Origin of the sequence: Streptomyces sp. 71268 (assembly GCF_029392895.1) — a bacterium.
In the GTDB taxonomy this organism is placed as follows: domain Bacteria; phylum Actinomycetota; class Actinomycetes; order Streptomycetales; family Streptomycetaceae; genus Streptomyces.
In genome coordinates, this window is sequence record NZ_CP114200.1 from 1349292 (window position 1) to 1370648 (window position 21357).

The following is a 21357-nucleotide window of genomic DNA, read 5'->3' on the forward strand; positions in this document are numbered from 1 at the left end:
GGGCAGCACGCCATGACCGAGGAAACCGCCGAGCAGACCGCGGAACAGGTCGCCGAGAGGGCCGCCGAACCATCCGGCGGCCCCGGGCCCGCCGCGTCCGAGGAGGGCGCGGCGGAGGAGTTCTGGGAGGCCCGCTACCGGGCTGGCGAGCGGCTGTTCAGCGGCGAGCCCAACGACGCCCTGCGCACCGAGGTGGCCGACCTGCCGCCCGGCCGCGCCCTCGACCTCGGCTGCGGCGAGGGGGGTGACGCCATCTGGCTGGCTCAGCGCGGGTGGCGGGTCACCGCCGTCGACGTCTCCCCCACCGCGCTGCTGCGCGGCGCACGGAACGCGAGAGCGGCCGGCGTCGGCGACCTCGTCGACTGGCACCGGCACGACCTGGCCCGCTCCTTCCCCACCGGCACCTTCGACCTGGTCTCCGCGCACTTCCTGCACTCACCGGTCGAGCTGCCTCGCGGCCAGATCCTGCGCACCGCCGCCGCGGCCGTGGCACCGGGCGGCACCCTGCTGATCGTCGGCCACGCGGGCTGGCCGTCCTGAGAGACCGACCCGGACCCGCACGTCGTCTTCCCCACCCCCGACGACGTCCTGGCCGACCTCGCGCTGCCGCCGAAGGACTGGGAGGTGCGGGTGGCCAGGACGTACGACCGCCAACTCACCGGACCCGACGGACAGGCGGCCAGTCGGCGGGACAACACGGTGCGAGTGTGGCGGCGCGGCCCGGGCGCCACAGGCTGAACCCGCCGAGCCCCACCAAGCTTTGGCCTACGTCGCTTCCGGCCCCGCATCCGGACTCGGGTCGGCGGCGGGTTAGCGGTGGAAGCGGGTGGTCTCGCTCAGTTCAGCGCGCGGAACCGCGATGTTGCTCCACGGGGACGAGGTGTCGGCGTAGCCGAAGGAGATGCCGTACATGAGCTTGCCCTCGTCGATGCCCAGGGAGGCGCGGATGGTGTCCGCGTAGAAGCCGAGCAGTCCCTGCGGGCAACTGGCCACGCCGTACGCGGTCATGGCCAGCAGCAGCGTCTGGGCGTACATGCCGACGTCGTTGGCCATGCGTTCCTCGGCGTCCGGCGGCATGAAGAGCAGGGCGACGTGCGGGGCGCCGTAGAACCGCAGGCTCTCCCGGTTCACCGCCGCCCGCCCGGCCAGATCGTCCCGGGCGACGCCCATGGCCTGGTACATCACGGCACCGGCCTGGCTGCGCCGCTCCTGGTGGACGCCGGTGTACATGGCGTCGTCGTACGCGAAGTCGAGGGACAGCCGCCCCTCGTCGGCGGCGGCCAGCAGGTCGCGGCTGAGCCGCTCCCGCGCCGCCCCGCTGACGACCTCGACCTGCCAGGGCTGGGTGTTGGAGCTGGAGGGCGCCGCGCCGGCCAGCGCGAAGATGCTCCGCAACGTCGCGTCGGGCACGGGGTCGGGCCGGTAGGCGCGCACGGCGCGCCGGGAGCGGATGAGGCGCTCGGCGTGCTCCGGCCGGAGGTCGGTGATGGTCATGGGGGCACTCCTAGTAAGTGAGTGGGCGGGCGGATGGTGGGTGTGAGTGGGTGGGTGAGTGCGGGTGAGTGGGTGGATAAACGCGCATATAACGCCATGGATTGGGCGTGCTCGGGGGCGTACGCGTGGATGCGGGGGGCGCGGGTGACGGGCGCACGGCGGGTGGGCGTACGGCAGCGCGGGACGGCGCCCGGCGGCTTCGGGCGCGGTCGGGGCGGATCGAGGTGAGAGCCGACGGGCGGTGGTGGTGGTGGTGACGGTTCAGACCCGCCGCGGCGGAGCTGTGGTTACTTGCGCAGGTGGGAGGCGATGACGCGGTCCGTAGCCTCGATCAGCGTCGCCCGGGAGCGCTCGACCGAGTGGAACTGGGCGGTGGCGCTGGCCCCCTCCATCAGGATCTGGAGCGTGTACGCCAGGCCGTCCGGGTCGTCCACCGGGAGCCGCGCGACCAGCGCGGTCAGCCGGCGCAGGTACTCCGCCTTCAGCTCGTCGACGGCCTGCCGCACCGGGTGGTCCCGGTCGGGGAACTCGATCGCGGCGTTGGCGACGACGCAGCCACGGTAGCCGGGCGTGCCCATCTCCCCCGCGACCCGGGCGATGACGTGCCGGAGCTGCGCCAGGTCGTCGCCGGGACAGACTCGCTCCGCCGCCTCGAACGACGCGAGCCCGGCGACTGCCTGGGCCCGCAGGTAGGCGACGGCGAGGTCGTCCTTGGACCCGAAGTTGCGGTACAGGCTCGGCTTGCCGACGCCGGAGGTCGCCGCGATCTCCGCCACGCCGACCGAGCGGATGCCGTCGCGGGAGAACAGCTCGCAGGCGGCGTGCCAGACCCGCTCGCCCGCCGGTGAGCGGGTACCGCTGCCGTCGACCATCCGTGCGCCCCTTCCTCGCTGCGCGGGCCCGCTGTCGCGCCCCGCGCGAACGCGTGGCGACGGCGCGCCCGTCGGGTGCGTCCACCACGCGTACCGATCGGTACGCAGGCGACTGTACCGATCGGTACGCGGCGGGGTCAACTCGGCCCGGCGGCGCCGACGGCATCGCGCGGGTGACCGCCGGAGTCCGGCCCGGAGGCACCCGCGCACGAAAAAATCCGCCCTGGCGCGCGGAGGGGGGGTTCGAAACGCGCCAGGGCGGAACTGCCGTGCCCCGTGAGGGGGGAGCGGGGCTCGGCCGGGGGTTGTGGTCTGTGGTGCGGTCGCGATGGGCGCCGCACGGACGGGGGAAACGAGGAGGGTGGAGCGGTTCCGAAAGAAGGGACGAGGCGGTCGGTGCCGGGGGGAACACCGACCGCCTCGCACGGTCGGGGAGGCCGTGACGTGGCCCACATGCTGCCCGTGGGTTACCTCATTGTCTCGCTTCCGGTATTAAAAGACGTTGTGGTCGTTGAGTTCACGTCCGCCGTGGGGGAAGAGCACAGCCACCGTCCGCTCCAGGGCGGGCCGCACAAGCAAGGGGGGACGTCGATGACCAGAGTCCTGGTCGTGGACGACGACTTCATGGTCGCCAGGCTGCACAGTCGCTGCGTCGCGGCCACGGAGGGGTTCACCGTGGCCGGAGTGGCCCACAGCGGATCGGAGGCGTTGCGCGCCGCGGAGTTACTGCGGCCCGACCTCGTCCTACTCGACGTCTACCTGCCGGACATGGACGGGCTGAGCGTGCTGCGCGAGTTGCGGGCGCGCGACCCGGGGCACCAGGTGGACGCGTTGTTCATCACGGCGGCGCGGGACGCGCACACCATCCGCACCGCGTTGCGCTCCGGGGCGCTCTACTACCTGATCAAGCCGTTCCACCAGAGCGCCCTACAGGAGCAGTTGCGGCACATCGGCGCGCTGCGCAGCCGGCTGGCCGGCCTGGACGAGGCGAGCCAGGAGGACGTGGACCAGATCTTCGGCACCCGGCCGCCGGGTTCGCGGGAGTTGCCGAAGGGGCTCGCGCAGCACACGGCGGAGTTGGTGGAACGGGTGTTGCGCGAGCACCCGCAGGGGTTGTCCGCCTCGGAGTGCGCGGCGGCCGGGACGCTGTCCCGGGTGAGCGCGCGCCGCTACCTGGAGTACTTCGCCGAGACGGGGCGGGCCGACGTCACGTTGCGCTACGGGGGGACGGGGCGGCCCGAGCGGCGCTACCGGTGGGTGGCCTGAGCGTCCAACCCGGCGGCACGCGGGGGCGGTCGGGGCCCCGGCACGGCCCGCGCCGCTCCCCCCTCCGCCGCGCCCCGGGCCCCACCGCCGCGGCACGGGGCGCGGGACGCCCGTCACGGCCCGCTGGGCGCCGCCGTGGCCCGTTGGGACCCCCAGGGGCCGGCCGAGGCGTGGCGGGCCGCTAGAAGGCCAGCAGCGCGTCGAAGCCGCCCGTGCGGGCCAGCTCCTCCAACTCGTCCAGGGCCGCCCGGGCCCGGCCCGCCGCGTGCGGGTCGCGCTCGGTCAGGCCGCTCTCGGCGAACTCGTCCTCGTCCAGGCGGAGCACCGTGCCGCCGTCGGCCGAGCGCCACAGGTCCAGGTCGAGGTCGTCGACCACGAGCGTGTCGCCCTCGACCAGGGTCGGCCGCGTGACGTCGCAGTACCAGCCCTTGAGCTGGCCACTGGCGGCACGCACCTCCTTGACGGCGAACCAGCGGTCGCGCCAGTAGTGCTCGGTGAACACGTCGCCGCGCTCGAAGCGGACGAAGCCGAAGTCCCGGACGCCCGCGCCGGCCCAGGGCGCGCGCACGACGACGTGCCCGCCGTCGTCGCCCAGCACCTCGGCCGGGTAACTGACCTTCGGCCGCTCCCCCTTGACCAGCCTGACCGTCACCGCGCCACCCGGAAGCAGGGTGTGTGCCATGTGCAACCTCTCTCGCGTACGAACCGTGCGCCGGCGCTCGCGCCCAGGTACGCCGAGACCTGGCCCGCGCCCGGCGGGGCGGGCCGACGCCCGGCCGGGCCGTACGGCGGCCGGCGCTCGACCCTGCCCCATCGCCGGGCGCGCGGACCACCCGTTTTCCCGGCCCGGCTATCGCCCGGCCCACCGGTCAGTACGGGGCGCTGCCCAGGTAGTGGAAGACGGGCCGGGGGTGCATCAGGAAGTCGTGGTGGGAGATGTTCCACGCGTACGCGCCGGCGAGCGCGAACACGACGCGGTCGGCGGCGCGCAGCCGCTCCGTCGGGACCCGGGTGGCCAGCACGTCCTTCGGGGTGCACAACTGGCCGGTGAGGGTGACCGGCTCGCCCGTCACGGCCGGCCTGGGCCAGGGGCGGGGCCACTCGTCCACGGGCAGCACGGCGAACGGCTGGTCGTGGCCCTTGGTCGCCGGGGTGCGCAGGTGGTGCGTGCCGCCGCGGAGCACCGCGAACGCCTCCCCCTGGCTGTGCTTGACGTCGAGCACCTCGGTCACGTACCAGCCGCAGTACGCGGCCAGCGCCCGGCCCGGCTCGATGCGCAGGGTGAACTCCGGGTAGCGGGCGGCGAGTTCGCCGAGACCGGTGCCGTACGCGGCCCAGTCGAAGCGCTCGCCCGGGCGCCCGTAGTCGACGGCCATGCCGCCGCCGACGTTGACCTCGGTGAGCTGCGCGGCGAACCACGGGCCGGCCTCGGTGGCCAGGGTGCGGGCGAAGCCCGCGATCCGGCCGGCCACGGCGAGCTGCGCCCGCGCGTCGAGCCCGCTGGCCAGGTGGGCGTGGATGCCGCGCAGCCGCAGGCCCGCCCGGGTGGCCGCGCCCTCCTCGGCGAAGGCCGGCAGCAGGCGCCTGAGCTGGTCCGGGTCGAGACCGAAGGGACTGGGCAGGCCGCCCATGGCCAGCGCCGGCCGGGGGCTGGCGCCCGGGCCGGACTCGGGGGCCACCCGCTGCGTCGGGACGTGTTCGCTGTCGCTCTCGCGCTGCGGGCTCCCGTGGCCCCCCACGGGCGGCCCGGCGTCCGGTTCGGCCGGCAGGTTGACCCGCAGCAGCACGCCGACCGGGCGCGCGTCCGCGTCGGGGCGGGCCGCCACCAGGCCGATCAGCAGCCGCAGTTCGTGCTCGCTCTCCACGTGGAAGCGCTGCACCCCGAGGTCGAGGGCGCGGCGCAGCTCCGCCTCGGTCTTGCCCGGGCCGCCGAAGGCCAGCGGCGCGCCGGGCACGGCGGACCCGACGTGGGCCAGCTCCCCGCCGGAGGCCACCTCGTAGCCGGTGACGTGGGCGGCGATGGCCCGCAGGATCTCGGCGGCGGGGTTGGCCTTGGCCGCGTAGTACAGCTCCACGGCGGGCGGCAACGCGCTGCGGACGGCCGCGACGTGCGCCTCAAGGCCGTCCAGGTCGTACACGTACGCGGGCAGGTCGTCCGGCGGCAGGCCGCGCACGTGGGTCAGGGCGCGCGGGCTGACCAGTTCGTGGGCGGCGTCGGCCGGGTTCAGGAGCGGTGCGGCGGGCGCGTCGGGGCGGCAACCCGGGTTGGGGCCGGGGTTGTCGGGGCTGGTCGAGCTGGGGCGGTACGGGTAGGTCATGCGGGACTCCAGGGGAGGGTGGCGGCGGCCTCGCGGGCGGCCTCGGACAACAGCGCGGAGCCGAGCGGTGAACCGATGCGAACGTACCCGGCCTCCCGGTCGGCCTTGCGGCCCCACCGGGTGAGCAGGTTGGCCTTGGCGGGCAGCGGGGCCCCGGCGGCCAGGGCACGCAGGGGTGCCGGCTCACCGTGCGCGGCGGAGCGCTCCAGGAGGACCTGTCGCACGGCCCGCCACAACGCGGGTTCCAGTGTGGGGTGGAGGTCGGCGAGCGCGGCGAGCAGCTCCGCGACGTGGTTGACCAGCAGGCAGTAGACCACCCGGTCCCAGCCGCGGGGGGCGTCGTAGGTCATGGGACCGGCGACGTCGGCCGGCAGCGCCGCGAGGGTTCCCGCGTGCCGCGCGGCCAGCAGCTTGGTGCCCTCCAGGTCGCGGAAGAGCACCTGGCGCGGCCAGTTGTCGCCGTCCACGCCGACGACCACGTTCTGTAGGTGCGGTTCGAGTACCACACCGTGGTCGAAGTACGCCGCGAGTACGGGTGGCACGAGGAGTCGCAGGTACGCCTCCCACCAGGCGAGCGCCGTCTCGGGTCCGGCGCCCTCGGGGTGCGTGGCGAGCAGGCGGCCGATCTGGGCGCCACCGGTGGGGTACTCGTCGGCGACGGCGGCCGCGAGCAGCCCGGTCACGCCGGGCGCCAGCCGGTCGGTCAGGCCCTCGCGGACGATGACGCCGAACCCCTCGGCCAGTTCACGGTCGGCGCCCGGGTCGCCGGTGCGCAGCGCGAGCGTGCGGTAGGCGGGCTCGCGCAGCAGCTCGCAGCCGGGGAATCGGGCGCTGAGGTCGCGGGCGACCGGCTCCAGCAACCTGGTGAGGGCCACCGCGCCCGCCAGTTCGTACTCGGCGTTCTTCCGCAGGCAGTTGGTGATCCGCACGTTGAGGCTGAACTTCAGGAAGACGCGCCCGTCGTAGACGGTGCGCACCGACGCGGTCGGCGTGAACCACGGCCCGCCGGGGCCCAGGTCCCGGACGTCGCCACGGGCGATGGCGGCCCGCAGCGCGGGGTGGTCGCGCAGCATGGCGTACTGCCAGGGGTGCGCCGGCAGGGGCAGGTAACCGTCGGGGACCGGGCGCTGTCGGTCGAGGGCGGCCAACGCGTCCTCGGACACCGCCTCCTGCCGCACTCGGTCGGCCCGCACGGCGAGGTGGTGCAGCGGGAAGCGGGCGCCGGTCTCGGGCGCGTACCGGCGCCAGCCGTCCGCGCTGCCGGAGCGCGCCTTGGGCGTGGGGTGGAACCGGTGGCCGAACAGCAGCGACTGCTCGGACGCGAGGTAGGTCAGGTTCCGGTCGCGGCGCGCGCCGTGCCCGTACGGGAGCGGCCCGGCGACCCGCCCCGTCCCGGCCGGCGGGTGCGGCGCGCTCTGGCGCCGTACGGGCTCGGGCGGGTGCCCGGACGGCGTGCGGGGGCCGGGCCGCCCGGCCGCGGCGGCCGGGTCCTGGGCGGGGACGCGGCCCGGCGTGCCGGCGGTCCGGGCGGGCGGGGCGCCCGGGTGGTCGGCGCCGGTGGCTGGGGAGGGGAGCGCGGCGTGGTCCGGGTCGGTGGTCGTGTGGCGTAGCGCGGCGGTGACGCCGGCGTGGCTGAGGCCGACCTGCTCGATGAACTCGTCGTTGGCCACCCCGGTGCGCAGCCGCAGCTCCCGGTCCACGCGGGCGGCGAGGCCGCGCCAGGACAGTTCGGCCCAGGCGTCGCCGCGGCGTTCGGTCACGGGCCCGGTGAACCGGTGCGCGCCGATCAGCGAGGTGCGGCGCAACCGGACGCGCAACAGGACGCCGCTGCGCGGCATGCGGAGCTGTAAGTGCCCTTCGCTGACCGCGGTGTGGCGCTCGGGGCCCGACATCTCGCGTAGCAGGCAGTTGAGCAGGGTGTGGGCCACCACCTCGTCGGCCGAGACGAGGGCCGGGGCGGCGACGCGGGGCAGGGTGGATGACATTCAGCGGCTCCAGCGTGAGGGAGGCAGCAGGTAGTTGGGGCCGCTGACGTAGTGCTTGTTCACGTCGGCGGCCCCCGAACGCTCCTTGGCGAGCAGCGTGCCCGCGGTGACCATCGCCTTGACCGGCAGTCGGTCGGCGTCCAGCACCCGGGCGCGCAGCACGGTGCCGGGCGCCGCGAGCGCGGCCGGGCCGGGCACGGGGGCGGCGGCCGGGCCCAGTTGGTCGATCGCCTCCGTGAGGCGGCCGACCAGCAGGTCGATGAGGGTGCCCAGCGGGGCGCGGCCGGCGCGGGCCAGCTCGAAGACGAGGGCCCCGGCGCACAGGTGCACCGCGATGGTGGTGAACACGTCGGCGACGGGGCCGTCTCCGTCGACCAGGATGCGCGGGTCGTCGAAGCCGAACGGCCTCGGCACGGCGGCACCACTCGGGGCACCGGGGGCGTCGGTGGCGGGGGCGTCGGGGGCGAGGCGGGCCGCGAGGCGGGCCCGGTACACCCGGGGCCCGTCATGGTCCTTGACGAGCAGCCGCAGCCGGGTGCGCCCCCCGTGCTCGTCCAGCACGAGCGAGGTGTTCTGCTGATGGGCTTCGAGCCCCACGCCGTAGCCGAAGCACGTGACGTGCCAGTCGAAGAGCAGCCGGAAGTACGCGTCGAGCAGGGCCAGCAGGTCGCCCCCGTAGAAGCGGTCGGCCAGCGCGTCGATCACGAGTGAGCCGTCCGGGCCACGGGCGACCAGCGCGGCCAACGGCACCACCCGCGCCCCGTCCAGGCCGGCCGGGTAGCGGCGCACCAGGGCGGCGAGCAGTTCGTGCCCGGCGTGCAGGTAGGTGTGTTCGTCGGCGAGCAGGACGCTGTCGGCGAACCGGGGCTCGCGGGCGAGCAGCGTCGCCGTCAGCCGCTGGCCCGCGGCCCCGTCGGTGAGCGTGCCGGGCTTGATGGTGCGCCGGTTGCGGCGCCCGAGGGTCGCCGTGGTCAGCGGCAGCTTGAGGTGGACGGTGGGGTCGTCGACGACGGCGACGGTCCGCATGGACAGCGTCGGCCGCACCGTCAGCCAGGTCCGGGGCGCGAGGCGCGCCCGATCGGCGAGGCCGGCCGCGCGCAGCGCCTCGGCGAGCGGTGGGCCCACGGTGAGCGGGTGGACCGGCAGGGCGATGTGGTCGCCGTCGGCGCCGGCGTGGCCGAGCGCGCCGGGCGCGGGCCACCAGGTGGGCAACGGGCCGCTGCCCGCGCGCACCGCCGCGCGCGGCACGACCAGCCAGCGCAGCGCGAACGCGGGGTGGAACTCCGGCGCGTGCGCCCGCAGTCCGGCCACCTCCAGGCCGGGCCTGGCGCGCCCGGTGGGGTAGACCGGGTGGTCGCGGTGGGCGGCGAGGGTGTCGTACGCGAGGGAGCCGGCCAGGCCCCGCCAGTGGCTGGCCGGCCGCGCCCCGTACCGCGCGGCCACCTGGCGCAGCACGTCGGGGCGGGCCTCGGCGTGCAGGCGGAGGGTGGCCACCTCCTGCTCGCACTCGGCGACGAAGGCGTCGAACCCGGGCCGGTCCACGGGCTCGACGGCGGCCCGCAGCCGGCCTAGGACGGGGCGCAGCCCGGCCAACGTGCCGTGCTCGGCCTCCAGGACGGGGCGGCGGGCGCGCACCTCGCACTGGAAGCCGTCGGCCTCCACGGGCAGCAGCACCGGGCCGTCCGGCAGGTCCAGACGCAGCCAGTCGCCGTCGGCGCGGCGCACCGGGCGGGCCCCGGAGCGCAGCCCGTAGGCGTCCTCCCGGAGCAGCGTGCTGAGCACCCGCAGCAACAGGTCGCCCGCGACCGCGTCGTGCGGCCCGCCGGCCGCCTTCCCTGCCCCGTCGTCCGGGTCGGCGGCGGCCCGGCTCCGTGCCCCGTCCGGCTCCGTGGGGGTCGTCGCGCTCGCCGGCTCGCACGGACTGTCGGGGCCGCCCGGTCCGCGCGGCGCGGCGCGGTTCACGGCCGGATCTCCCAGGTGTGGGCGGCCAGGAAGCGCGCCACGGCCTCGTCGACGGCCCGCTGGTCGGCGCCGGTGGCGCACAGGACGCCGAGGAAGTCGCGGTTGGTGTGGTGCAGCGGCCGGTGGGTGCCGATCTCGCGCAGCGGGCGGTAGTCGAGGCGTACGCCGTCGTGGGTGGCCCGGCTCGGGCCCGGCGCGGTGGTCAGGGTGCCGGCGCGGTCGGCGATCACGTACTCCATACGCAGCCGGCCGGCGCGGGCGGCGGCCAGCGACGCGGGCAGGGGCTGGCCGGCGTGGGTGCGCAGGACGTGTTCGAAGAGCGGGATGCCGAGCACGTCGGCCAGGGCCAGGTCGCACCGGTCGCCGATGGCCCGGTAGTTGACCTCGACGATCCTGGCGCGCTCGCCCTGCACCACGTACTCGGTGTGGCAGGCGCCGAAACCGACGCCCAGCGCGCGCAGTTGGGCCAGCACCTGTTCGGCGTGTGGGGCGGGCCCGGGCAGCAGGTGCAGTCGTTCCTCGACGAAGTGCGGTGGTGGTGACAGCTCGGTGGCGAAGGCGGCCACGGGGTGCAGCAGGTCGCCGTCGCCCAGGGTCTCCAGCGTGTGCAGCGGCCCGGCCAGGAACTCCTCGACCACCAGGGCGGCGCCGGGACGCCGGGCCGCTATCTCACGGCAGTGGGCCAGGAGTTCGGCCTCGTCCGCCGCGAGGGCGACGTCCTCGCTCGCGACGCCCTCGCGCGGCTTGATCACGCAGGGGTAGGGCGGGTCGGCCCGCCGCACCGCGCGGGCCAGGCGCTCGGGGTCGGCCGGGGGCGGCTCCGGGTGGAGCTCGGCGGAGAAGACGACGTCCTGCCCGGCCTCGGCGAGCGCGCGCCGCAGTTGGGCCTTGTTCTTGGTACGCAGCGCCGCGCGCCAGTCCTTTCCCGGCAGTCCGAAGAAGTCGGCGGCCAGCGCGGTCTGCGTCTGGAGGTGGTCGCTGTTGCTGAACACCGCGTCGGGCTTGCCGGTGGCCGCGATGGCGGCGATGACCGCGCGGAAGTCCGTGACGTCGCAGGGCAGGTACGTCAACTCGGGCAGCGTGCCGCCGGCGGCGGCGTACCGGTCGTAGGCGCGCTCGTGGGCGGCCGGCTGGTCGGTGAGGACGGTGACGGCGCAGCCGAGCCGGGCGGCGGCGGGGAGGAACCCCTCCGTGACGGAGTCGGTGGGGTTGACGGCGAGGAGGTGGAGCCGCACGGGCGGGGGGAGCCTTTCAGCGCAGGGGCGAACCCTTCGGGCGGGACAGCGAGGAGATCATTTCGCTCGACCAGACAGTAGGTTAGGTTTACCTAAGTCTGTCAATTCGGCACCTTCCGCCGTCAGGTGCCTCATCGGCCACCCTCCGCCGGCAGCGTGCGCGCCGGCCGTCCCACGCCCCGCGCGCCACCCACGCCGCCGGTCACCCCTCGCCCCACCTCAGCCCCCTCATCATCAGCTCCCCCTTCGCCGCGCCCCCCACCCCCGGCGCCCCGCGCCACCCGGGCGCCCGGCCCCACCCGGGGCGTCGGCTCCCGCCGGGGGCGCCCGGCCGGGCCGGCACCACTGACGGTAGTCGCCCCGATCGAGTGGCACCCCCGCCCGTGGGAGCGTTCCCCCTGACGGGTCACGCACGGCGACGACGTTCGGCCACCCGGCACGGGAGAGGCGGCGGCGTGGCGTGGGCGGGACACGGGCCGTGGAGTTCGAGAGCGTGGGTCGCGGGTGGCGGGTGTCGAGTCGCGGAGGGACAACCCGGGTCGCCGGGCGTGGGGTTGGGCCAGGGCCCGGGCTGGCGCTGCCCGATGGCCGGGTCCGGCGAGGGGCCCGGGCGGGTTTGCTAGCCGCGGCCCGCCGCGCGGCGGGCGGCGAGGCGCGCTGCGGGGTCCTGGGCGCGGAGGGCGGCGAGTTCGGCGCCGAGGATCGCGCCGAGGCGCACCAGGAACGCGTGCGGCGCGTCGGCCGCGTCCGCCTCCGGGCCGGGCCCCCGCGCCACTGCCGGGCCGGCGCCGTCCGACGGCCGCCGCTGGGTCTCTTCCCCTTCCCGCGCCCGCGTTCGCGGGGTCTCCTCCACGATCCGGTCCACGATGCCCGCCGCGAGCAGGTCGGCCGAGCGTACGCCCTGGCGCGCGGCCACCTCGTCGGCCCGCTCCGTGGTCCGGTACAGGATGGCCGACGCGCCCTCCGGCGGCAGCGGCGACAGCCACGCGTGCCGGGCCGCCAGCACCCGGTCGGCGGGCAGCAGGGCCAACGCGCCACCGCCGGCGCCCTGGCCGAGCAGCAGGCACAGGGTCGGCGCGGGCAGCGTCACCAGGTCGGCCAGGCACCGGGCGATCTCCCCCGCCAGGCCACCCTCCTCGGCGGCCTGGCTCAGTGCGGCCCCCGCCGTGTCCACGACGGTCAGCAGCGGCAGGCCCAACTCGGCGGCGACCCGCATGCCGCGCCGCGCCGTACGCAGCCCGGCCGGGCCGAGCGGCTGCCCGACACCGGCCTCGGGGCGGGCGGTGTCGGGGTCGCGGTCGGGATCGGGGTGGCCCCGGTCGTGGCCGAGGACGACGCACGGCGTGCCGCCCACCCGGGCCAGCGCGAGGAGCATGCCCGGGTCGTGCTCCCCGGCGCCGGTGCCGCTCAGCGGCGTGACGTCCTCGGCCGCGACCCGCAACAGCGCCCGCACGCCGGGGCGTTCCGGGCGGCGCGAGCGCCGGATCGACTCAGCGGCCTCGGGCGCCGACCCGCCGCCGAATGCCTCGTCGCGGCGCGGCGCGGTGGCCGGGACGTCGGCGGCGGGTGATGTCGCGGTGGCCGGCCCTTCCGCGTGGTCGCCGGTCCGGCCGGCCGTCGGGCCGCCGCCACGCAGGACGCGCAGGGCGCGCGCCGTGGCGTCGGGCAGTTCGGCCGTCGGCAGCACCGCGTCCACCAGGCCGTGGGCGTACAGGTGCTCGGCGACCTGGACGCCCTCGGGGAACCGCTCCCCGTAGAGCGCCTCGTGCACCCGGGGGCCCAGGAAGCCGATGAGCGCGCCCGGTTCGGCGGTGGTGACGTGGCCGAGCGAACCCCAGGACGCGAAGACGCCGCCGGTGGTGGGGTGGCGCAGGTGGACGAGGTAGGGCAGACCGGCCGCCTTGTGGGCCGCGATGGCCGCGGTGACCTTCACCATCTGCACGAAGGCGACGGTGCCCTCCTGCATCCGGGTCCCGCCGGACGCGGGCGCGGCCAGCAGCGGCAGCCGCTCCGCGGTGGCCCGCCGCACGGCCCGTACCAGCCGCTCCCCCGCGGCGACCCCGATCGAACCGGCCAGGAAGCCGAACTCGCAGGCCACGACGGCCACCCGCGCCCCGGCGAGCAGGCCGCTTCCGGTGATGACGGACTCGTCGAGCCCCGTGCGCTCGCGGGCGCGCGCCAGGTCGGCGCGGTACTCCGGGTCGGCTGGGGAGACCGTGACCGGCTCGTCCCAGCAGCGCCAGCTCCCGGGGGCGATAACGGTCTCGATCAGTTCACGAGCGGTCGGACGGGAGTGCGTTCCGGTCATGGGCTCACCATGCCACGTCCGGGTTCCGCCGCGCTGCCGCTTGCCGCGCCCCAGCTCAGCGGCCCGGTTCCGGCCCCCACCCGGCCCGACCGACGGGTGTGCGGGGCCGGGCCCGTTCGGAGAAAGTCCGGAAGGCGAACTTGACTTCAGGTTCGGTTGAAGTTGCATCGTTTTTCTGATGGTGCTGATCGCACCCGTGGAACGGCGCCGTCGGCCGAGCGGAGGGGGTTTCCGGTGAGGGTGGAAGTCTGGGTGGACGTGCTCTGCCCCTGGGGTTACATCGGCAAGCGGCGACTGGAGCGGGCACTGGCCCGGTTCGACGGACGGGCCGAGGTGGAGATCGTGTGGCGGAGCCTGGAGCTCGATCCCGGCAGCCCGCGGACCACGAGCGGGCCCATCGCGGACCTGCTCGTGGAGTACGGCGTGTACGAGAGCCGGCGAACGGCGCTCCGGCAGTTCGAGATGATCACGTATCTGGGGCAGCAGGAGGGGCTGGAGCTGCGCCCCGCCAGTACGGTGCCGGCGAACTCCTTCGACGCGCACCGGCTGCTGCACCTCGCCGCCGAGCGCGGGCAGGGCGACGCCATGATCGAGCGGCTGCTGCGCGGCTGTCTGACCGAGAACGTGAACGTGGCCGACCACGCCGCGCTGGTGTCGCTGGGCCGCGAGGTGGGGCTCGACCACGCGGAGATGTGGTCGGTCCTGGACAGCGACGCGTACGCGGGAAGCGTGCTGGCCGACCGCGACCTGGCGCGGGAGCGCGGCCTGCGGGGCTCGCCGACGTTCGTGGTCGGCGGGCAGGCCGCACCGCTGGGCGCGCCGTCGGTGGACACGCTCCTCGAGCTGTTGGGGCAGCCGGTCGGGTGAGACGTGGGCGTCCCGGGCCGGGCCGCGACGAAGGGGGCGGCCCGGCCCCGGGGCGACCGGTCCGCCGTGGTCAGCGCGTGTCGCGCAGCCAGTCCCGGTAGTACGTGGGGGCCAGGTGAGCGCCGGGCCCCGCGGTGAGCACGTCGCCGGTGACGGCGGCGAACATGCCGGCCGATTCGTCGGTGCGTACGGGCCGGCCGTCGTGCCGGGCCGCCAGGGTGATCCTGCCGAGTTCGTCCAGCGGGAAGACCTCGGGGCCCGCGACGTCGCGCACGCCGTTCAGCGGGTGACCGGTGGCGACGTCGACGACCGCGGCCACGACGTCCGCCGCGGCCATCGGCTGGACGCGGGTGGCGGGCAGGCGGACCGCGCTCTCGTCCGACGACCAGGACAGGATCGCGTCGACGAACTCGAAGAACTGGGTGGCGCGCACGATGGAGTAGGGCGTCGGGCCCTGTCGCAGCAACTCCTCCTGGAGGGTCTTGGCCCGGTAGTAGTCGAGTTGGGGCACCTGGTCCACGCCGACGATGGACAGGATCACCTGGTGCCGGACGCCGGCCCGCTCGCCGGCCGCGAGCAGGTTGTCCGTCGAGGTGCGGAAGAAGTCGAGGGACGCCGCGTCGAACGTGGGCGAGTTCGCCACGTTGACCACGGTCTCGGCCCCCGTCAGGGCCTGGTCAAGCCCCTCGCCGGTGAGCAGGTCGACGCCGGTGGACAGCGCCGCGGGCACGGCCTCGTGCCCCGCCTCGGCCAGCTTGCGGACCACCTGCGAGCCGATCAGCCCGGTCCCGCCGATGACTGTGAGCTTCATGCTCTCGCCTTTCACGCAAGTGCCCGAGGGCACGCCGGTGTTGGTCGGAGGCCGCGCCTCCAACTCGGATAATTCTTGTCCGAGATAATAGTCGGATATTCTTTGTCCGAGTCAAGGGAACGGGACCGTCACCACCGAGGCAGGTGTGCAGCATGAAGTTGTCGGGCGGGGTCGAGTGGGCGCTGCACTGCTGCGTGGTGCTGACGACCGCGACGGAGCCGGTGCCCGCGGTGCGGCTGGCACAGCTGCACGACGTGTCGGGCAGCTACCTGGCCAAGCAGTTGCAGGCGCTCTCCCGCGCGGGCCTGGTCAACTCCGTCCAGGGCAAGGCGGGCGGGTACGAACTCACCCGGGCCCCCGAGCGGATCTCCGTCCTCGACGTGGTGGAGGCCGTGGACGGCTCGCGGCCCGCGTTCGTGTGTACGGAGATCCGCCAGCGCGGCCCGCTGGCGGCGCCCCCGGAGAGCTGCACCCGGCCGTGCGCCATCTCCCGCGCCATGGCCAGCGCCGACGCGGCCTGGCGGGCGGCCCTGCGCGACGTGTCGATCGCCGACCTCGCCCGGGGCGTGGACGAGGACTACGGCCCGACCGCGCTCACCGGCATCCGCGCCTGGCTGACGGGCCCGGGCGACGGCGCGCCGCTCGACGACTGACCGGCCCGGCCGCGGGCGGGCGCGACCGCCGACTCGCTCGACCGCGGGCAGGCTCGACCACGGGCAGGGCTCGACCGCGGGCCGGCTGGAACTCGTACGCCGGCGCCTGGCGGGTGGCGCCCCGACGGCGGCGGCTCAGCCGACCGCCGCCGTGCCCGCCGGCCGGGCCGCGCGGGCCCCGAACCTGGCGCGGGCCCGGTCCGTCACGGCCTCGATCCGCCGGGCCTTGTCGTCGCCCGGGTCGAACGTGAGCTGCCGGGCGGCGCGTTCGGCGGCGGTCAGGTCCTCGGCGCGCAGCGCCACCGCCCGCACCCGGGCCCGCTCCAGGGCCAGCGACTCGTGCAGCGCGTACGCGAGCGAGGTCAGCGCCGGGGTGTGCGCGGTCGGCTCGGGCAGGGTCCTGCCACGGGTGGTGACGGAGCGGTCGGCGTAGCGGACGGTGAGCGTGAGCGCGCGGGCCACCTGCCCGTCCGCGCGCAGCCGCGAGCCGAGTTCGTCGGCGAGGGCGAGCAGCGCGCGCCGACGCCGCACCGGGTCCAGCTCGTCGCCGGGGAAGCGGTGTTCGGCCCCGATGGAGCGGGCCAGGGAGTTGGGCGTGACCGGGGCCCGGTCGATGCCGTGGGCCCGCTCGTAGACCGCCCGCCCCGCCGTGGCGCCCAGGATGCGTTGCAGGGTGCCCGGCGGCGCCGCCGCGATCTGGCCGACCTCGCCGAGCCCGTACGCGTCCAGGGTGCGGGCCGTCACCGGGCCGACCCCGTCCAGGGCGGTGGCGGGTTTGCGGGCGAGGAAGGCGGCCACGGCCCGGGGGTCGTCCGGCACCGTGTGCACCGCGCCCCGGCGCCCGCAGCACGCGCCGCCCGAGGCCCCCGCCTGCCGCCCGCCGCGCGCGCCGCTCCGTCGGCCACCGCCTGCCCCGCCCCGCGCGGCGCACCCGGGGCCGGCCGGCCCCGCGCCGGCGCACCCGGGGTCCGGGCGCCCGTCGGCGCGCCGGCCGGCCGGCGGCTGCGCCGCGGCCATCCGGGCGAGCAGCGGGTTCGCGGCCACGCCGACGGTGCAGTCCACGCCGTGCCGGGCCAGCGCGCGCACCCGTACGATGCCCGCCAACTCGGCGGCGTCCCGGTCGAAGTACCGCAGCGCGCCCCGTACGTCCGCCAGCGCCCCGTCGGGTGGCAGCGCCTGTACGACGGGCGTCAGCTCGGCGAGCAGCGCGAGCAGCCCCACGTAGACGTCCTCTCCGAGGGGGCCGCCGTCGGGCGCGTGGAACCGTACGCACAGCACCGGCCCGGGCGCCGGGCGCCCCACGGGGCGCGGGTGTTCCCGCGCGCCGGTCGCCACCGCGGCGTCGGCGCCAACTCCAGCGGCTCCGGCTGTTTCTCGTCCCTCGTGCGTCATCCCGCGCTCCCCGGGCTGGAGTGCCACAACTTCCGCCCCGTGGCGGCGCGTTCGCCGGCGGGCTGGAGGTCGGCCCAGGGGTGCATGGTGTAGCCGTTGGGCAACTGGATGCGGCGCCCGGCGTCCCCGGCCGGCGCATCGGTCGAGCCGCCCGCCGCCTGAGCGGGCTCCGCGCCGGAGGCGTCGGCGCCCCGCGCCCCGTCCCCCTCGGCGCCCCGGGCCGCCGCCCCGCCCCCTTCGGCGAGGCGTCCGGCGACCGCTTCGAGCCCGCCGGTGCGGCGCAGCTCGGCCAGTTCGGCCAGGTCCCAGGCGGCGGCGCCGACGACGCTGAGACTGCGCGGGCCGCGCCGCTGCACCACTCCCCTGATCAGCAGCAGCCAGGAGTGGAAGACGGTGTACGCGCACGCCGCGTGGCCCGACCCGGCCCCCCGGTCGCCGCGTCCGGGCCGCTCACCCCGGCCGCTCCAGGTGTCCTGGGTGCCCCGCTCCCGGGTGGTGCCGGCGCGGCGCTCCTCCGCCGGCGGGTCGTCGAAGAAGGCGCAGTCGACCAGCCCCGTACCGTCGTCGAGGGTGGTGAAGATGACGCGGCGTCCGGAGCGGATCGGTGGCGTCTGGGTCGCGGCCTTGGCCCCGGCGACCAGCACGGTCTCGCCGTGCCGCGCCGAGCCCAGTCGCCGCGCGAGCGTCACGCCCAACTCCTCCAGGAAGTCGCGGTGGTCGTCCATGAGGTTCCGGGAGACGTCCATGTTGAGGACGCCCAGCTCGGCGCCGAGCCGCTCCGCCGGGTCGAGGTCGGGCAGCCCGGCGGGCTCGAACGACGCCACGGCGCCGGCCGACGCCGCCGTGGGAGCGGCCGCGTCCAGGGAGAGCTGCTGCTGCCCCGCGCGGGCGCCGCCACGGGCACCGCGTTGCTGCCGGTGCAGTTCGGCGATGTGCAGCAGCAGGTCGCGGCGGTTGACGCCGAACGCGTCCAACGCCCCCACCTCGGCGAGCCGTTCCGCGACCGGCCGCCCCGGCCGGGCGCGCCACCACAGGTCCCGCACCGAGGTGTAGGGCTGGCCCGCCACGATGCGCGCCGCCTCGGCCTCGCTCATGCCGTGCACCTCACCGAGCGCGAGCCGCACGCCCCACGTGCCACCTCGGCCACCCTGACCGCCTTCGCCGCCTCGGCCGCCTCCGTTACCTCGACCACCCTGATCCCCCTGACCACCCCCACCATCGGACACCAGTTCGATGCGATAGGCGGTCGCCGACCGGTTCACGTCCAACGGCAGGATCGGCACCCCGCGCCGCCGCGCGTCCGCGAGCAGCAGCCGCTTGGGGTACATGCCGGGGTCGTGGGTGAGCAGCCCGGCGTAGAAGGCCGCCGGGTGGTGCGCCTTGAGCCAGGCCGACTGGTACGTGGGCACGGCGAAGGCCACGGCGTGCGCCTTGCAGAACCCGTACGAGCCGAACGCCTCGACGATCTCCCAGGTGCGCGCCACCACCTCAGGCGCGTAGCCGCGCGCCGCGGCCTCCTGCGCGAACCACGCGCGCACCCGGCCACGCCGGTCGGCGTCCGAGAGCGCGCGGCGCGCCTCGTCGGCCAGCCCACGGTCGCAACCGGTCATGATCCGAAGAATCTCGATCACCTGCTCATGGAAGACGACCACGCCGTACGTCTCGCGCAGCGCCTCCGCCAGGTCCGGATGGGGGTAGCGGGGCGGGATGCGGCCGTGCCGCGCCTCGATGAAGGGGCGCACCATGTCGGCGGCGACGGGGCCGGGCCGAAAGAGCGATATGTCGACTACGAGGTCGTGGAACGTGGCGGGCTGGAGCCGTCCGATCAGGTCGCGCTGGCCGGGCGACTCGATCTGGAAGCAGCCCAGCGTCTCGGTCGACCTGATCAGCTCGTAGGTGGCCGGGTCGGCCGGCGGCACCTGCGCCGGGTCGTCCAGGTCCAGCGGCCGCCCGGTGATCTTGACGACCTCCCGCGCCGCGTGCGCCATCGCCGACTGCAACCGCACCCCGAGCACGTCGAGCTTGAGCAGCCCGAGTTCCTCCACGTCGTCCTTGTCGAACTGGGACATGGCGAAGCCCGCGCCCTGCGGCCCTCCGCCCGACCCCCGAGACCGCCCGGCCCTCCGGGGACGCCGCCGTCGCCGTCGTCGGGAGACGCGCCCATCGCCCCCCGCATCCCGCCGCTGCCCGCGCCGGTGCCCGCGCTGGTCACCACCGGGGTGCGAGCGCGCAGCGTGGCGTCCGAGAGCAGCACCCCGCACGGGTGCATGGCGATCCCGCGCGGCAGCCCGTCCAACGCCTCGACCAGGTCCCACAGCCGGTCCCGGTCGCCCATCCGGGCGGCCACGCCGCGCAGCTCCGGCAGTTCGGCCAGGGCCGCGCGGGCGTCCTTGGCCCGGATGTGCGGGAAGGACTTGGCGAGCCGGTCCACCTCCTCCGGGTCCATGCCGAGCGCCGCGCCCACGTCCCGTACGGCGTGGCGCACCCGATAGGTCTCGGGCATGGCGACCGTCGCGACCCGGTCGGCGCCGAAGCGGTCGAAGATCGCGCGGTAGACGTCGAGCCGGCGGGCCGACTCCACGTCGATGTCGATGTCGGGCAGCGCGCCCCGTCGCACGGACAGGAAGCGCTCCATCAGGAGCCCGTGCGCGACCGGGTCGGCCTGCGCGACGCCCAGCAGGTGGACGACGAACGAGCCGGCGCCCGAACCCCGCGCCGCGACCCGCACGCCCAGCCCACGGGCGTCGTCCACCACCTGCGCGACGGTCAGGAAGTACGAGGCGAAGCCGAGCCGTTCGATGGTGTCCAACTCGGCCTCAAGCCGCTCCCAGCGCGTCCGGTCGCGGTCGTAGCCGCGCAGCACCATGGCGGCGGCGCAGCGCGAGCGCAGCGTCCGCTCCGCGGTGCGCCCGACGGCGCCGACCAGGCGCGGTTCGGGGAAGTGGACGCTGCCGATCCCCAGGTCGTCCTCCGGGTCCACCCGGCAGGCGGCGGCCGTGGCCTGGGTCTGGTCGAGCAGCCGGTACGCGGTGTCCCGCCGGAACCCGGCCGCTGCCACGATCCGCTCCGCGACCCGCGCCATGTCCCGCGCGTCCTTGAGCCAGCGCTCCCCGCTGTCCCGCTCCCCGGCCGCGCGCGGGACGGGCACCAGCCTGCGGGCGGCGTCCAGCACGTCAGCGACCGGGCCCTGCCCCGGGTCGGCGTACCGCACGGCGTTGCTCAGCACGGGCCGTACGCCCTGCTCGGCGGCGAAGCCGACGGTACGGGCGGCGAGCCGCAGCGACCCGGGCCCGGAGCCGGACGGCGAGCCGGCGGCGGAGAGCGTGGCCGGCCCGGTGGTGGCGCCGACGGTGGGCTTGGAGCCGGCGCGGCCCCACTGCGCGGCGGCCACGACCGAGGCGGTGGACGCGGCGCGCTCCGCGGCCGAGCCGGGCGCGGGTACCGGCCCCGTGTCGGGTCCGCCGTGCCAGACGGCCTCCAGGCGCAGCGCGTCGCCGAACAGTTCGCGCCAGGGGGTCAGGAGTCGCGCGGCGCGGTCGGGGCGGCCGGCGGACAGCGCGCGGCCGACGTCGGACTCGGGGCCGAGCAGTACGGTCAGCGGCGCGAGCGCGGCGGGCAGGCCGGCGGCCACGGCCACCAGGTCCTCCCAGTGCAGCAGCGGGCGCGCCTCGCCCCCGGCGTGCGCGGCGGAGACCAGGCCGCACAGCGCGGCCCAACCGGCCGCGCCGTCCCTGGCCAGGAAGACCACCCGGGGCGCCGACTCGTCGACGAACGCGCCGCCCCGTACCGGGGCCCGCCGCCTGACGGTGCGCCCCGGCCTCGGGGCCGCTGGCCGCACGGCCAGGTCGACGCCGAACAGGGGGCGCACCCCCGCGGCCGACGCCGCCTTGGCGAACCGGACCGCCCCGGCGAGGCTGTCCCGATCGGTCAGCGCCACCGCGTCCATGCCGCGCTCGGCGGCCCGCTCGGCCAACCGCTCCGGGTGCGAGGCGCCGTACCGCATCGAGAACCCGGACGCGACGTGCAGATGCGTGAACCCCGGCATCCGCACGCACCTCCTCACTCGCCAACCTGACCACGACCCACCGCCGCGCCCCACCGACCACCACCACGCCGCCGGGGCCGGGCATCACCCCGCCCCCGCACGGCCGGCCCCACGACCGGCCTCACGCCCCGTCCCGCGCGCCGCCGCCG

At 76.3% G+C, this 21357-nt stretch carries 14 protein-coding genes and 1 pseudogene; 4 read left to right on the forward strand and 11 right to left on the reverse strand.

Annotated features, from left to right (window positions below):
* Positions 1-12 precede the first annotated feature (12 nt).
* A complete protein-coding gene (locus OYE22_RS05125) occupies positions 13-540 on the forward strand; it encodes a class I SAM-dependent methyltransferase (RefSeq protein WP_348652184.1) in 528 nt (175 codons plus the stop codon).
* A gap of 270 nt (positions 541-810) precedes the next feature.
* On the opposite strand, the gene OYE22_RS05130 is transcribed toward OYE22_RS05125, so the two are convergent.
* Entirely contained in the window at positions 811-1494 is a 684-nt protein-coding gene (locus OYE22_RS05130; protein ID WP_277319293.1) for a nitroreductase, read from the reverse strand.
* 287 nt (positions 1495-1781) lie between these two features.
* Positions 1782-2366, reverse strand: a complete 585-nt coding sequence (locus tag OYE22_RS05135; RefSeq protein WP_277319294.1) for a TetR/AcrR family transcriptional regulator — start codon at positions 2364-2366, stop codon at positions 1782-1784.
* Between the two features lie 591 nt (positions 2367-2957).
* Here OYE22_RS05135 and OYE22_RS05140 point away from each other — a divergent pair.
* Entirely contained in the window at positions 2958-3632 is a 675-nt protein-coding gene (locus OYE22_RS05140) for a response regulator (RefSeq protein WP_277319295.1), read from the forward strand.
* Positions 3633-3813: 181 nt separating this feature from the next.
* Here the strand turns inward: OYE22_RS05140 and OYE22_RS05145 are convergent, their stop codons facing one another.
* The 6 genes from OYE22_RS05145 to OYE22_RS05170 form a co-directional block, all read right to left on the reverse strand.
* On the reverse strand, positions 3814-4314 hold the full coding sequence (locus OYE22_RS05145) for a DUF402 domain-containing protein (RefSeq protein ID WP_277319296.1): 501 nt from the start codon (positions 4312-4314) through the stop codon (positions 3814-3816).
* Between the two features lie 187 nt (positions 4315-4501).
* Positions 4502-5950 carry a type III PLP-dependent enzyme gene (locus OYE22_RS05150; protein ID WP_277319297.1) on the reverse strand — a complete coding sequence of 483 codons (1449 nt, stop codon included), beginning with the start codon at positions 5948-5950 and terminating at the stop codon, positions 4502-4504.
* On the reverse strand, positions 5947-7935 hold the full coding sequence (locus tag OYE22_RS05155) for an IucA/IucC family protein (RefSeq protein ID WP_277319298.1): 1989 nt from the start codon (positions 7933-7935) through the stop codon (positions 5947-5949). The genes OYE22_RS05150 and OYE22_RS05155 overlap by 4 nt, the downstream gene beginning before the upstream one ends.
* Positions 7936-9717, reverse strand: coding sequence for an IucA/IucC family protein (locus tag OYE22_RS05160; protein WP_277323986.1), 1782 nt, complete (start codon positions 9715-9717; stop codon positions 7936-7938). It lies immediately after the preceding gene.
* Between the two features lie 176 nt (positions 9718-9893).
* Positions 9894-11132, reverse strand: coding sequence for a siderophore biosynthesis protein (locus OYE22_RS05165; RefSeq protein WP_277319299.1), 1239 nt, complete (start codon positions 11130-11132; stop codon positions 9894-9896).
* A gap of 619 nt (positions 11133-11751) precedes the next feature.
* Positions 11752-13440: a carboxyl transferase domain-containing protein gene (locus tag OYE22_RS05170; RefSeq protein WP_277319300.1), complete on the reverse strand. Its 1689-nt coding sequence runs from the start codon at positions 13438-13440 to the stop codon at positions 11752-11754.
* A 234-nt stretch (positions 13441-13674) separates the two neighbouring features.
* On the opposite strand from OYE22_RS05170, the gene OYE22_RS05175 reads away from it, so the two are divergent.
* Positions 13675-14307: a DsbA family oxidoreductase gene (locus OYE22_RS05175; RefSeq protein WP_277319301.1), complete on the forward strand. Its 633-nt coding sequence runs from the start codon at positions 13675-13677 to the stop codon at positions 14305-14307.
* Positions 14308-14377: 70 nt separating this feature from the next.
* Here OYE22_RS05175 and OYE22_RS05180 read toward each other — a convergent pair whose 3' ends face one another.
* Positions 14378-15118: an NAD(P)H-binding protein gene (locus OYE22_RS05180; RefSeq protein ID WP_277319302.1), complete on the reverse strand. Its 741-nt coding sequence runs from the start codon at positions 15116-15118 to the stop codon at positions 14378-14380.
* Positions 15119-15270: 152 nt separating this feature from the next.
* Here OYE22_RS05180 and OYE22_RS05185 point away from each other — a divergent pair, with 152 nt between their 5' ends.
* Positions 15271-15771: an Rrf2 family transcriptional regulator gene (locus tag OYE22_RS05185; RefSeq protein WP_277319303.1), complete on the forward strand. Its 501-nt coding sequence runs from the start codon at positions 15271-15273 to the stop codon at positions 15769-15771.
* A 135-nt stretch (positions 15772-15906) separates the two neighbouring features.
* Here the strand turns inward: OYE22_RS05185 and OYE22_RS05190 are convergent, their stop codons facing one another.
* Entirely contained in the window at positions 15907-17163 is a 1257-nt protein-coding gene (locus OYE22_RS05190) for a hypothetical protein (protein ID WP_277319304.1), read from the reverse strand.
* Positions 17160-21208 (reverse strand): annotated as a pseudogene (locus tag OYE22_RS05195) (PHP domain-containing protein). Before OYE22_RS05195 ends, OYE22_RS05190 begins: the two are co-directional and overlap by 4 nt.
* Positions 21209-21357: the final 149 nt, after the last annotated feature.